This is a genomic window from Streptomyces sp. NBC_01451 (genome assembly GCF_036227485.1).
Classification (GTDB): domain Bacteria; phylum Actinomycetota; class Actinomycetes; order Streptomycetales; family Streptomycetaceae; genus Streptomyces.
Map to the genome: position 1 here is coordinate 8,922,216 of NZ_CP109479.1, position 12,868 is coordinate 8,935,083.

Genomic DNA, 12,868 nt, shown 5'->3' on the forward strand with positions numbered 1-12,868 from the left:
CTTGTGCCGCAAAAGAGGTGACCGGGACAACGCGACCGGGGCAACGCGACCAGTGCGGCGCGATCGGAACGAGAGGTCGGATTCAGACGGCGGACTTCTCCTGCCACAGGGCGGCGAGTGCGGGATCACCGCTCACTCCGGGGAACGGCTGCCGGTTCCACAGCGCCAGGTAGAGGGCGGCGGCGGAGCCTGTCACCTCGCAGTCGGCTTCCCGGGCCGACCGGCCGGCCCGATCGGCCCGGTCCGTGGTGCGCTCGGCCGCCGGCGGTTCCGACGACAGCCGTACGGTCCACACCGCGTCGTCCCTGTCCGTCGCCCGCACCCGCAGTACCCGGGGCATGTCCGTGCGGACCCGGCTCTTGGCGCGGGCGTGGAAACCGAGCAGCAGTTCGTCGATGCCGTCGATGGCGAAGTCCGGGGCGAGCGGGGAGGGCGCGGTGCCGAGGGCGGACTGGGCGTCCACCCGGTGGACGGCGGTCTCATGAGCCTGCCGCCGGGCCCAGAACGCGAGCGGTGTGGGGGCGGCCATGAAACTCCAGCACTCGACGTCGGGCGGAGCTGAGGCGAGGGTGTCGACGAGGGTCCGATGGCCCTCCCGGAACCAGGTCAGCAGGTCGCTGCCGTCGAGGTCGGGCCGGTCGCCGAGACGCTGGGGCGAGGTGTGGCCCTCGGCGACGTACGACGTCGCCCAGCGGTGGACCGAGCCCACATGCCGCACCAGGTCGCGCACCTGCCAGTCCGGACAGGTCGGCACCTTGGCGTCGGTCCCCGCCCCCTCGGCGGCGTCGGCCAGCAACTGGCCCTCCACGTCCAGGATTTCCACGAAGCGCGCGGTCTCCATCAAAGCAGTCTCCGTTGTGGGATCGAGGTGGCCGAGTCGGTTCCCTGGCTCAGGAACGCCTCGGTGGTTGCCGTGAACTGCTTCGCGTCGTCGAGCCACGGGAAGTGTCCGGCGCCGGGCTGGACGACCAGTTCGGAGTGCGGGAACAGTCCCGAGAGCTCGGACATCGCCGGCGGTGGGGAGTTGACGTCGACCTCCCCGGCCAGCACGAGGACCGGTGAGGCGAGACGGGCGAGGGCCGTCCGCGTGCCGGCCGGGTCGAAGGCTCCCTCGGCGGTGAAGGCCGCAGCGACCTCGTCGTTGCGCTGCCCGTCCTCGGCCGCCCGGTGGGCGCGGGTGGTCTCGTCCCAACGGCCGTACCAGAAAGGGGCGATGGTCTGGAAGGCGTCGGCACCGGCCCGGCCGGCGACGACAGCCTCCAGGGCCGCGAACGCCTCCGGGAACCACGGCTCGCCCTGTCGCAACCGTGCCGTCCCGATGCGCATCCCGCCGGTGACGGTGACGCCGAGGGCCCCCACGCTGGGGGTGATCAGCGCGAGCCTGCCGACGCGTTCGGGGTGCCGGGCCGCGTACAGCACGGCCAGGTTGGTGCCGGCGGAGTGACCGAGCAGGTCCAGCCGGTCCAGGCCGAGGTGCTCGCGCAGGGCCTCGACGTCGTCGACGAGGCGGTCGCAGCGGTAGGACGCCGGGTCCGCCGGCACCGCCGACCGGCCGGTGCCCCGGAGATCGAGCATGATCAGGCGCCGGTGTGCGGACAGACCGCCGAGGTTCCCGAGATAGCCGGAGTCCCGCATCGGCCCGCCGGGCAGACAGACCAGCGGCAGTCCCTCCCCGAGTTCACGGCAGGCCAGCTCGGTTCCGTCGTACGCGGAGAAGGCAGACATGACCATGACTCTCTCAGCGGTGTTCCGGCCGGGCAACCGGGTTTTGGGCGGGACCGGGCCGGACCGGACCGCGGACAGGGCGTTGGCGGCGAACATGTTCGGCACTACGGCCCTCCTCGGTCACCGGGCTGTTTCCCGGGACCGATGTGCGCGGGTGGAGCGCGGCGGCGGCTCCTTCGGCGTCCGTGTGGTGGCGGCGAGGTCCGCTCGCCCGGGACGTTGTCCGGAACGCGACGGAGCCGGTGACAACCGCTGGTGCCGGGCGCGAAGGTGTTCTCATGGTGCTGCGCTATCGGACCAACGGCCCGGAGTTCGACTTCCCTCCCTTCACCGGTCTGCCGCCGGTCCGCTACGTGCTCGCGTCGACCCCCCGGTGCGGCAGCAACATGCTCGCCCGCGCCCTGTGGCACACCGGGCTGGCCGGCTTCGCCGAGGACTACTTCGCCGACCCCTTCGTGCTGGACTACTTCGAGCGGTGGGGATTCGACTCCGGCGATCCGCAGGAGCTGGCGGCGAGCTATGTGCGGCAGCTGATGACATGCCGGACCAGCCCCAACGGCGTGTTCGGGCTACGGATCCACGCGGGGCACCTCGGGAGCCTGGAGGTCGACCCGTACGACATCCTCCAGGCGCCCCGGTACATCTGGATCCAGCGCAGGGACCGGGTGCGGCAGGCCGTGTCGTACACCATGGCCGAGCAGACCGGCGTATGGATCCTGGACGGGACCTTTCTGCCCGAGGGGAGGACGCGCGCCGCTCCCCGCTACAGCCATGAGGAGATCCGCCGGCGTCTGCGGCTCCTCGACCGCGACGCGTCGGTCTGGGAGGACTACTTCGGCCGGCACGGCGTCACCCCGCATACCGTCGTCTACGAGGACATGGTCGCCGACTACGAGGCAGGCGTGCTGGGCTGCCTGGACTTCCTCGGTGTCGGCGCGCCCGCCTCGGTACCGGCTCCTGGGATCAGGCGCCAGACCGACGAGTTGACGGAACGGTGGGTCGAGAGGTTCCTACGGGATCGTCGTGCTGAGCGGCCAGCGTCGTAGACGGTACGGCGTCCACCACAAGTAGCGCCCGACGCGATGGAGCAGGTTCTCGCGCAGGTGACGCTCCAGGACCCGCTCCGCCGACGCCGACGCGACCGCCGGGACGCCGTCCAGCAGGCCCTGGAACGCCGCGCTCCGGGGAGCGTTGACGACCAGGCGCCGGAAGGAGTCCCAACGGTGGTCGCGGATCTCCAGGAAACCGGGGCCACGGCGGTAGCCGCACTTCGCGATGTGGAACGAGCCGCGCCACGCGGCGACCACAGGTTCTTCGTTCTCCTCTCCCGTGGAGCCGCGGAAGACGCCTGCCGGAGGGTGCAGATGGCTGAGCGCCCGCCACTGGGCCGGGTCGGCCATGCGCAGGGTCCAGTCCACCGCGATGCCGTGGCTGGTGAGTTCCCGGACGAGGAGGAGCACCGCGACCGCGGACGCGCCGTCCGGATCGGTGAGGTCCACGGGCTCGCGCACCTGGACGAACTGGACGCCGGAGGAGGCGAGTCGTGCGACGGCGTCCACCGGGTCGTCCGGTGGCCCGTCGAGGGTGCCGCAGTGAATGCCGGGCAGGAGCATGGCCGCCGGATCGCGGTCCTTCCACAGGGTCAGTTCCGGCTTCACCGGGTGTCTCCTCCGGCCGGGGCCGCCAGGGCGGGGACCAGCGACGTGCCGTCCCCGTGCAGTCCGGCGCCGTCGAGCCGCAGCAGGTCCTGGTTGGCCACGGCGGGTGCGACCTGCACGTAGTGACCGCCCTCGGCGAAGACCAGGCCGAGGTCGCGCCAGTGCGCCAGCAGGTCGGTGACGCGCTCCTCCGTCACCTCCCCGGCCGACTCCCGCGCTTCCGCACACCGGGCAGCCGCCTTGCGCACCAGCGCCGACAGGCTGTGCGGCGCGTCGAGCAGCCGGAACACCGTCACCTCGAACGGGTCCGTGAGGTCGAGCAGCCGCCAGGAGAAGTCCGGCCGGGTGTCGACCAGGACGATGTGCCCGCCGAGGTCGCAGTGGGTCAGGCGGCTGCGCGGGTACGCGCCCGTCCAGTCGGCGACGGCCGTGCGCAGCCGGTCCAGGCAGCTGCCGGCGATGCCCCGGTTCGGTGAGTCGAAGATGTAGACCAGGTCGGCGAGTTCGGCCTCCGGCAGGTCGTAGATGTGCTGGTAGTGCGAGGCGGGCCGCAGCTCGCCGAAGCCCAGTTCCGGCCGGTCGAAGTAGGGGCTGAACCGTTCGACCTTCAGGCGGGTGGAGTTGGCCGGCGGTCCGAGATGGTGCAGTGCGGGCAGCTGGTCGACGATCTCGTCGTAGTCCTGTTCCGTCTCCCCGGGGAAGCCGTAGAGGTAGTTCCAGCTGAGGTTGATCCCGACGGTCTCCGCGTCCCGCAGCAGCCGTACGTTCTGACAGCCGGTCACCCCCTTGTCCATCAGTTTCAGCACCCGGCTGCTGAGGCTCTCCACGCCGGGCTGCACGTAGCTGACTCCGGCCGCGAACAGGGTCGCCAGCTGCTCGCGCCGCAGGTTCGACTTGATCTCGTAGCACAGGCGCAGGTCGTACCCGCTCTCCTGGAGGAGCGGGGCCATGGAGTTGAGGTAGGCCATGTCGAGGATGTTGTCGGTGACCCACACGTCGAGCACGCGGTGGCGTTCGACCAGGCCGAGGATCTCGTCCACGAACCGCCTCGGGTCCTTGCTGCGGAACTCCATGAACGAGCCGTTGAGACCGCAGAAGGTGCAGTGGTGCTTCTCGCCCCACCAGCAGCCGCGTGAGGCCTCCACCACCAGCCGCGGCTCCACCCAGCCGCCCGCGGTGGACCCCGCGTGCCGCTCGAAGTAGTCGCCGTAGTCCGGGGTGACCAGTGCTCCCGGGGGCAGCGGGGCGGCGTTCATGGGATGGGCCAGGGACCGGCCCCGCGCATCGCGGCGGCACAGGCCGGGGATGGCGGCGAGGTCGTCGGCGTCGCCGTCGCGGAGCGCGGCGAGCAGGCGCGGGAACGCGATCTCGCCCTCACCGCGCACCACGAAGTCGACGTACTCGAAGTTGCGGTGCAGCGCGGCGCCCTGCGGGCCGTCGCAGTTCGCGCCGCCGAAGACGGTGGTGGTGTCGGGTGCCAGTTCCTTGACCACGCGGGCCGCGGCCAGGGCCGCCGCGTTCTGCGCGAACGTGGTGGTGAAGCCGACCACGTCCGGCGCCGTGGCAGCGATCTTGGCGGCGGTCTCCCGGACGAACAGCGGTGCGAGTTCGTGCAGTTCGCGCGCCTTGGCCAGCATGTGCTCCGGCATCTTCTCGCCGAAGTGTTCCGTGAACTCGGCCACCCGCCAACGGGGTTGGTCGTTGAGCGCGGCCGAGAAGATCCACTCGCTGTGTCCGGAGAAGTACGAGGTCGAGCAGAACTCGTACTCCTCGAAGCCGTATTCCGTACGAGCGGACACCCAGTCGGCGAAGTCGAGGTTGGCGTGCACCACTTCGACGTCCGCGGCGCCGTCGGGGAAGACGTCGAGGATGCGGCGTTTGAGAATGCCGAGCGCGAGGGACGGCGCGTCCAGCGACGACCACGGCATGTCCACCAACACGATGTGCAAGGCGGTTCCTCTCCCCGTCACCACAGTCCACGGCGGGCCAGCGCCCGCCGCGCGGTCTCGCGCCGGTCCGACGGTTCGGCCTCGAAGGCCGCCGCCACCCGCCCGGACACCACGCCGTGAGCCAGCCCGGCGGACGTGGTGAAGTACGCGTACTGCACTGCTCCCGCGTGCTCGGTGTCCTCGACGCCAGGACGCCCGTCCGGAGCGGTTCCCCAGGCGGCCACGGACGCCGCCGTGTACGCACGCACGGCCGCGTGGCCCCGGTCGGTGGGGACGATTCCCTCCGCCTCGATCACGAACGACAGCGGCTGCTCGCACGTCAGCGCGGTGAACAGGGCGATCATCAGCTCGTGGGTCACGGTGTCGCGCAGCGGCCCCGCCCCGGCGCCGTCCAGCAGGTAGGACGCGAACGCCTCCTCCGCCGACAACCCGGGAGCGGTGTACGGGATCAGCCGGAACCGGCCGAAGTACGGTGAGGCGAGGAAACCGGTGAGCAGGCCGGACTCCGTGGCACCGGCGTCCTGGAGCAGCCGCAGGCTGCGCGGGAACGTGGTCGCGAGGCTGCCACCGCTGCCGGGCCGCCAGACCTGGGAGCGCAACCTCCGTGCGGTGGTGTCCAGTTCGGCCAGGTCGACGGAGGCCAGGCACTCCAGCTCGCCGGGGTCCGCCGCCACGGCACCGGCGCCCTCGGATGCGAGCCGGGCCCGCAGGTCCGCGTCCAGCAGAAGGCGCATGAGCAGGTCGGTCAGCCGCTCGCCGTCCAGCGACGCGCCCGGCTCCACCGTGGTCACGCGGCCTCCCCGCGCTGCCAGTCGGCGACCAGGTCCCGCAGCCGCGCGTAGTTCCGCCGGGACTTGTCGACGAGCTGTCCGTCCTCCCGGTACATCGGGTCCTCGTAGGACACCCCGAGAAGGTTCGGACAGCGCGGCAGCAGATACTCGGTGAGCTCCAACTGCTCGTCCAGCAGGACGCCGTGGTGCAGGTCGCGGAACCTGCCTCCCACGATCTGGCAGCCCGACAGGTGCAGTTCGCGGCAACGGGCGAGGGGCAGGGCCTCGATCCCGTCGTACATGCTGCTTCCGGTACGTCCTCTCAGCCACTGGTAGCTGAGCAGATGGCCGACATCGAGCGTCACCCACACGTCGGCGTCCTCCGCCAGCCGGGCGAAGTACGCGAAGGCGTCCATGTGCCCCAGCACGAACGAGCCGCCCTCGGTGAAGCCGGGGAACTCGACATGCAGCGGCGGATCGAGCAGCCGGGCCGCCTCCGCCACGTTCCGGGTGGCGATCTCCAGGCCCGGCTCGGTCAGCGGCGGCGGGAGCGGATAGGGCATCGGTATGCCGCGCAGGCTCCAGATGCCCAGGTCCTCGACCACCCAGGAGAAGCCGTAGCGGGCGGACAGTTCGTTGGTGAACTCGGCGGCCGGGCGGCGGTCGTAGCGCTCGGGTGTGCCCATGTTCAGCTCGGTCTGGTGGAAGGCGCGGGCCGTACCGGCGGGCACCGCCTCGAAGAAGCGGTCGTACGCGCGCACGTAGTCGGCCGTTCGTACGCGGGCGCGCGAGCGCGGCTGGAACGCGAGGGCCGAGTAGGCGAAGTCGCCGCCGTGGCGGTGCAGGAAGGCGCGGACCCGGTCGGTGAGGTCTCCGCCGCCGTCGTCGCATTCCACGAATCCGATCCCGCGCCTGCCGAGGCGTCCGCCGCCCCACGGCATGTCCATCAGGACCCCCAGGCCCATCCGGCGCGGGGCTTCGGTGGCGGTGACGGTTGGGGCGCCGCCAGGTGCGGTGCGCGGCGGTTGGGTCATGACGTGCTCCTGGCTGAGGGGGCCGGGTCGGCTGCATGTGCCGGGTCGGGGGTGCCCGCCGCCGCGTCGGCCAGGCTGGCCAGCAGTCGGCCGCCGCGGGCGGTGCGGGCCGTGAGCAGGCCGTCGGCGCGCTGTTCCACGTCGGCGCGGGGGAGCGCGTAGAACCGCTCCCGGACGAGGTCGGCGAGGGTGACGCGGTCCGCCGTGCGGTCGTCGGCGTACGCGGGCACGGTGCGTACCCACGTGTGGGGGCGCAGGGCCGCGACGACGTGTGTGCGACTGCCGTTCGGGGCGGGGGGCGAGGGTGCCGGACCGTTCGTACGGCCCGGTCTGACGGTGTGGAAGATCCGCACCAGCCGGTCCAGTGCCTCGGTGCGCGACGGGCCGCCGTGGACGGCCAGCGGGTGGCCGACCCGGCCGGCCAGGTAGCTGAGCTCGGGGTTGCCGGCGAGGCGGTCGGAGGTGTCGAGGGCGAGGCCGTAGTCCTCCGGGCTGCCCACGAGTCTGCTGCCGGGCTCCGCCACCATCAGCTCCAGCGCGTCGATGCCGATCCGCCGCTCGTTGTCGACGAGGAAGCGCAGCGATGCCTCGAACTCGTCCGGCGTCTCGTCCAGGACCTGGCCCATCACGGTGAACCGGACGGTGATGCCCGCCGCGTCGAGGTTGTCGAGGATCCGCTGGTAGTCGGCCGCGCGCACGCCCCGCTCCATGCGGTCCAGCAGGCGCTGCGAGGTCCCCTCGTAGCCGACCGAGATCATCGCGCAGCCGACCTCGGCGAGTTCGTGGCAGAACCCCGGGTCGGTCAGGGCGGTCTCCAGCCGGCTGCGCAGGCCGAACCGGACCCGTATGCCGCGTTCGCGTGCCGCGCGCATAGCCTTCAGGATCAGCCGCAGGTTGGTGTTCTCGTCCGCGACCGACACGTACCGGGTGCCCGTGGCGCGGACCACGGCCTCCACGGCGTCGGCGATCTGGGACGCGGTGCCCTGCTGGTAACGGCCTTGCGGGAGCGACCGGTTGCCGTACGAGCAGAACGCGCACCGCCCCCAGTAGCAGCCGACGCACGAGACGATCGCGAGTTCCAGGGCGTCGTTGAGATAGGAGCGGAACGGCAGCCCGTCGAAGTCGGGTGGTCCGAGGTCACGGAAGCGCAGGGTCACTGCGGGCCCCGTGCGCTGCCCGGCCCCGGAACGTGGCAGCCAGGTCATGCCGGGCACGGCGTCGAGCGGAACCGTTCCGTCCAGCGCGTCCAGCCAGCGTTCGAGCGGCTGTTCCCCGGCGGTCGGGCACAGGGCGTCGACCGTTTCCCGGACTCCGGGCAGCCGGGAGAGGCTGTCGTGACGGAGCATCACCTGCTGGCCGCCCAGGCAGATCCGGGTGTCCGGCGACAGCCGCCGGATCCAGGCGGCGATCAGCAGCGCGGGCGCGAGCTGGCTGAAGAACGCCACGGACAGGCCGACCACCCGGGGGCGATGCCGGCCGAGCAGCCCGGTCACCAGACGGTGCAGCGACCCGACCGGTACGCCCGACGCGGCGGGCGGCCGGTCCGCGGCCCGGCGTACGGCCTCGTCGAGCCGGTCGAGGTCCTCCCAGGTCCGCACCAGGAAGGTGTCGCGGACCAGCAGTTCCAAGGCCAGGGTGGCGAGCCGGACCGCGCGGTCGGGGCCCAGCTCGCCGGCTGACTCCTTGTGCAGGACATGGGCACGCAGCTCGCCGATGTGCCCGGCGAAGACATCGGCCACCGCCCGGCGGTACCAGTCGCTCATGGCCGTACCGTCGTCGCCCGTGTCCTGGGCGCGGACCGCGTCGTCCAGCAGCGCGGGACATCGCAGCAGCTCGTGGAGCACGGCGATGTTCAAGTCGGCCTGGTGGACCCGCCGGCCCCGGCGGCGCAGGTGGCCGGTCAGGTAGGGCAGGCTCAGATACGGGAAGAACCTGGCCTCGGTCTGCGGCGGAAAGATCAACAGGACGTCGGTGCGGGAAGGGTCCGCCGACTTGCTGGACGGCACGACCCACCTCCTCGTCCCACCGGTCCCGTCCGTCGGAGAGTTGCCTCGGCCCCCCGACGTCCTAGTCGGGGATGTCCTCCGTGCTCTCCGCCGCGATGTAGGTGTACGTGTGATAGGCCGCACCGAGCTTCAGCTCGCTGGAATCGATCACCTGGAGTTCGTCGAGCTCACCGAATTCCTCATCGGCGAGTTTCTCAGGAGATACAGCAGTCATGATTTTCTCCCCTTCGCAAACATGATGGGAATGTGCCGCTTGCCGTGCGTGGCGCCCACGTTAGCCAGACCGCACGTGCGTCAACAGTCCCTGCACCGTCGATTTCTCCGGACGGTATTCAGCCGGGCCAGGTGCTCATGGGGCCTGTTCGGCACGGGGGTGGCGCGGCGGCCGTACCAATGACCATGACTCATAATCGCCCTCGGCGCCGGGGAAGTTCGGAAGAATGGAGGACGACGCCGTTGTGCTGCTGGAGGGTCGTTTGTACCGCTTGTACCGCCATGTTGATGCGGCTGTGGTTCGGGCGGCGGTCCTGAGTCCGGGCCACCCGATGGTCTGGCCGGACCTGACCGGCCCGTCCGCGCACCAGGAGTCGTGGCGGGCGTGGCTCCAACAGATCTGGCAGGCAACCGACTTCGCCACCGCGGTCGAGTTCTCCAGCCCCGACCTGGCGAGACGGGTGCGGCAGCTGTGCGTCGGCGAGCCGGTGCCGGACCTCGCCGCGCGGCGCGCGGTGCTGTCGGTGGTGCGCTACCTGCTGCGCGCCCGCTCACGTGCCACTCCGTTCGGTCTGTTCGCCGGTGTCGAGGCCGCCCGCACAGCGGCTGTTCCCGTCCTGCGTGCGGGCACCGCGCACCGGGCGGTCACCCGACCGGACGCGGCATGGACCGCGGCTCTTGTCGACCGGCTGGAGGAACACCGTGAGCTCCGACCCCGTCTGACGCTGCTCGCCTCCAGCCTCGCGTTCGAGCGCGACGGACGCCTGATGATCGAGCACCGCTCAAGCAGTGCGATCGACGGCGACCCCGTGCACGTGGGGATTCGCGCCACCGGGCCGGTCCGGACGGCCATGGACGGAGCACGGACGCCGGTCCTGTGGACGGTTCTCGCCGAAAAGCTCGCCGCCGGTTTCCCGGCCGCCTCGCCCACCGCGATCGAGAACCTGCTCGCGAACCTGGTACGACAGCGATTCCTGATCACCAGTCTGCGTCCCGCGGTCATGGCCTCCGACCCGATCGCCGCCCTGCTGGGACACGTACAGCATCTGCCCGCGGCCGAAGCCGCCGAGTTGCGCGAGGTCGCGGCGGGACTCGCACGGCACGACGACGCGACCGTCGCCCCCGCGGGCGTCCGCGCCGAACGCGCGCGAGTGACGGCCGCGATGACACGGCTGTGTCCCGCCGCGAAACCCGCGCTCGCCCTCGACCTGCGGCTGGACTGGGACCTGGTGATCCCGGAGGCGGTCGCCGAGGAAGTGGCGTCGGCCGCCGCGGTGCTCACGCGCCTCGCGCCGCGGGCGGTGCTGAGCCCCGGGTGGGCTGCCTGGCACGACCGCTTCCTCGACCGCTACGGCCCGGGAGCGGTGGTACCCGTCCTGGACGCCGTCGACCTCCTCGGCTACCCGTCCGGCTACCTCGGGTCCCCAGCCGCGCCGACGGGCCCGACGCTGACCGCCCGTGACAGCCGGCTGCTGGCGCTCGCGTACACCGCCGCGACGAGGCGCCGCCGCCAGGTCCGACTAGATGATGCCGCGATCGACGAACTGGCGGTGGCGGATCCCGGCAGGCCCGTCCAGCCGAGCACCGAGATGACCTTCCGGATCCACGCCGCGAGCCTGTCCGCCCTGGAACAGGGGGAGTTCACGCTGCACGTCGTCGGGGTGGCCCGTGCGGCGGGAACGGCCACCGGGCGTTTCCTCCACCTGTTCGACGCCGACGACCGCCGCCGGATGATCGACTCGTACGCCGGCCTGCCGGGCGTGCCACAGGACGCGCTGATCGCGCAGATCAGTACCACCCCGCTGTACATACGCTCGGCGAACGTCGCGCACACCCCGCAGGTCGCGGAGCTGGTGATCCCCCTGGGCGACTACCACGGCCCGGACAGGGACCGGCTGCCCGTGACGGACCTGGCGGTGACCGCCGATACCGAGCGGTTGCACCTGGTCTCGCTCTCCCGCCGCCGCCCGGTGCACACGATGCTCCTGAACGCGGTGGACCTGACCCACCACACCCATCCGCTGGCGCGGTTCCTGGTGGAGGCACCGGTGGCACTGGCCGTCCCGTGCACCGGGTTCTCGTGGGGCGCCGCCGTTTCCAGCCTGCCGTTCCTGCCCGCACTGCGCTACGGGCGCACCGTACTGTCCCCGGCCCGCTGGACACTCGGCGAGGACGACCTGCCCGGCGCGCGGACGCCGTGGCCGCAGTGGGACGAGGCCCTGGCCGAGTGGCGCCGCGATGTTCTCCTGCCCGAGCACGTCTACCTGGGCGACGGAGACCGGCGCATGAACCTGGACCTGGCGGAGCCCTCGCACCGGGTCCTGCTCCGTACCCACGTGGAGCGTGACGGCAGGGCACTGCTGCGTGCCGCACCGGAGCCCGGGGACCTGGGCTGGACCGGTGGGCGCGCCCACGAGATCGTCATACCCCTGGCCGCTGTGGAGCAGACCCGTACACCGGTCCGTGGAACGGGCGACGTCGTCGGTCGGGAGGACGGCCGGCTGCCCGGCTGCGGAAACCTGCTCTCCATCGGGCTGCACGGGTACCGCGACCGTCAGGATCCGCTCCTGACCCGGCATCTGCCGTCCCTGCTGGGGGAGTTGGGAGAGCCTCGCTGGTGGTTCGTCCGACACCGTGATCCCGAGGATCACCTACGTCTCCGTCTGGCCTGCGCGCCCGGTTCACTCGGCACCACTGTCGGGCAGATCGGCGAGTGGACCAGGCGGCTTCGGCACGCGGGCCTGATCACCCACGCGAGCCTGGAGACCTACTACCCGCAGACCGCGCGCTTCGGTGGCCCCGCGGCGATGGAAGCGGCCGAGGAGTACTTCGCCGCCGACTCGGCAGCCGTCCTGGCCCAGTTGTCCGCGCAGGCCGGCCGGGACGCTCCCGACGCTCGCGCGGTGACCGCCGCGAGCATGGTGGACATCGCCGTCGGCCTGCTCGGCGACGCCACGAAGGCGATGCGGTGGCTGGTCGGGCACACCCACACGGACAGGAGCGCCCCGAGCCGAGCGGTCTACGACCAGACCATCGCCCTGACGGCCGGCCTCCTCACGTCCCGGGCCCCCGGCACCCCGGTGCCGGACGCGCGCGTCACCGCGAGCTGGTCCGCACGCCGCGCCGCGCTGCACGCCTACCGCGGCGCGCTGGAGAGCGCGGGGACGCTGCCCCCGCAGGAGGTGCTCCCGGACCTGCTGCATCTCCACCACGTCCGCATGTGCGGGCCGGGACTTCCCGAGGAACGCGCACACCTGCACCTGGCCAGAGCCGCCGCACTGAGCTGGACGGCACGGGCGCGGAGAACCTCGTGACCACGACGGCCCCGGCGCCCCCGTGCTGTCGGCCGGACGGTGGCCGTGCCTGGCCGCAGGCTTTCGGCGAGTGCAGTGAGTTGATGGCAGGTCAGGTACGGGATCGGCGGGCGGGTGTCGCGTACCGGTGCGGCGGAGGCATTGGCAGTGGCGGGCGCCGGGTGGTTGCCGGCGACTCCGTCCAGGCCAGGCCGGCGCG

10 protein-coding genes are annotated in these 12,868 nt (G+C 71.9%); 2 read left to right on the forward strand and 8 right to left on the reverse strand.

What is annotated here, in order from left to right; translation table 11 throughout:
• Nucleotides 1-82: 82 nt before the first annotated feature.
• Both OG595_RS39320 and OG595_RS39325 read right to left on the reverse strand, forming a co-directional pair.
• The gene (locus OG595_RS39320; protein WP_329280692.1) at nt 83-841 is read right to left on the reverse strand and encodes a maleylpyruvate isomerase family mycothiol-dependent enzyme; all 759 of its coding nucleotides are present in this window, start codon (nt 839-841) and stop codon (nt 83-85) included.
• Complete coding sequence (locus OG595_RS39325; protein WP_329280695.1) at nt 841-1,725, reverse strand: alpha/beta fold hydrolase; 885 nt, start codon at nt 1,723-1,725, stop codon at nt 841-843. The genes OG595_RS39320 and OG595_RS39325 overlap by 1 nt, the downstream gene beginning before the upstream one ends.
• A 278-nt stretch (nt 1,726-2,003) precedes the next feature.
• Between OG595_RS39325 and OG595_RS39330 the strand changes: the two genes are divergently transcribed.
• Entirely contained in the window at nt 2,004-2,771 is a 768-nt protein-coding gene (locus OG595_RS39330) for a Stf0 family sulfotransferase (protein ID WP_329280697.1), read from the forward strand.
• Here OG595_RS39330 and OG595_RS39335 read toward each other — a convergent pair.
• The 6 genes from OG595_RS39335 to OG595_RS39360 all read right to left on the reverse strand — a co-directional run bounded on the left by OG595_RS39335 (nt 2,736) and on the right by OG595_RS39360 (nt 9,356).
• On the reverse strand, nt 2,736-3,383 hold the full coding sequence (locus OG595_RS39335) for a DUF5825 family protein (protein ID WP_329280698.1): 648 nt from the start codon (nt 3,381-3,383) through the stop codon (nt 2,736-2,738). The genes OG595_RS39330 and OG595_RS39335 overlap by 36 nt on opposite strands.
• Nucleotides 3,380-5,323: a RiPP maturation radical SAM C-methyltransferase gene (locus OG595_RS39340; protein WP_329283535.1), complete on the reverse strand. Its 1,944-nt coding sequence runs from the start codon at nt 5,321-5,323 to the stop codon at nt 3,380-3,382. The genes OG595_RS39335 and OG595_RS39340 overlap by 4 nt, the downstream gene beginning before the upstream one ends.
• Before the next feature lie 26 nt (nt 5,324-5,349).
• Complete coding sequence (locus OG595_RS39345; protein ID WP_329280699.1) at nt 5,350-6,123, reverse strand: hypothetical protein; 774 nt, start codon at nt 6,121-6,123, stop codon at nt 5,350-5,352.
• Nucleotides 6,120-7,136 (reverse strand): multinuclear nonheme iron-dependent oxidase, encoded by a 1,017-nt coding sequence (locus OG595_RS39350; RefSeq protein WP_329280700.1) that lies wholly within the window; start codon nt 7,134-7,136, stop codon nt 6,120-6,122. The genes OG595_RS39345 and OG595_RS39350 overlap by 4 nt, the downstream gene beginning before the upstream one ends.
• Nucleotides 7,133-9,142, reverse strand: a complete 2,010-nt coding sequence (locus tag OG595_RS39355) for a B12-binding domain-containing radical SAM protein (RefSeq protein WP_329280702.1) — start codon at nt 9,140-9,142, stop codon at nt 7,133-7,135. Before OG595_RS39355 ends, OG595_RS39350 begins: the two co-directional genes overlap by 4 nt.
• A gap of 61 nt (nt 9,143-9,203) precedes the next feature.
• Nucleotides 9,204-9,356 (reverse strand): hypothetical protein, encoded by a 153-nt coding sequence (locus OG595_RS39360; protein WP_329280704.1) that lies wholly within the window; start codon nt 9,354-9,356, stop codon nt 9,204-9,206.
• 331 nt (nt 9,357-9,687) lie between these two features.
• Between OG595_RS39360 and OG595_RS39365 the strand changes: the two genes are divergently transcribed.
• Nucleotides 9,688-12,669 (forward strand): lantibiotic dehydratase, encoded by a 2,982-nt coding sequence (locus tag OG595_RS39365; protein WP_329280705.1) that lies wholly within the window; start codon nt 9,688-9,690, stop codon nt 12,667-12,669.
• Nucleotides 12,670-12,868: the final 199 nt, after the last annotated feature.

Excerpts from the sequence above, each read along its gene's own strand:
- OG595_RS39350 (WP_329280700.1), bottom strand. The coding sequence starts at position 7,136 with ATGACCCAACCGCCGCGCACCGCACCTGGCGGCGCCCCAACCGTCACC.
- OG595_RS39365 (WP_329280705.1), top strand. The coding sequence starts at position 9,688 with ATGGTCTGGCCGGACCTGACCGGCCCGTCCGCGCACCAGGAGTCGTGG.
- OG595_RS39325 (WP_329280695.1), bottom strand. The coding sequence starts at position 1,725 with ATGTCTGCCTTCTCCGCGTACGACGGAACCGAGCTGGCCTGCCGTGAA.
- OG595_RS39360 (WP_329280704.1), bottom strand. The coding sequence starts at position 9,356 with ATGACTGCTGTATCTCCTGAGAAACTCGCCGATGAGGAATTCGGTGAG.
- OG595_RS39330 (WP_329280697.1), top strand. The coding sequence starts at position 2,004 with ATGGTGCTGCGCTATCGGACCAACGGCCCGGAGTTCGACTTCCCTCCC.
- OG595_RS39320 (WP_329280692.1), bottom strand. The coding sequence starts at position 841 with ATGGAGACCGCGCGCTTCGTGGAAATCCTGGACGTGGAGGGCCAGTTG.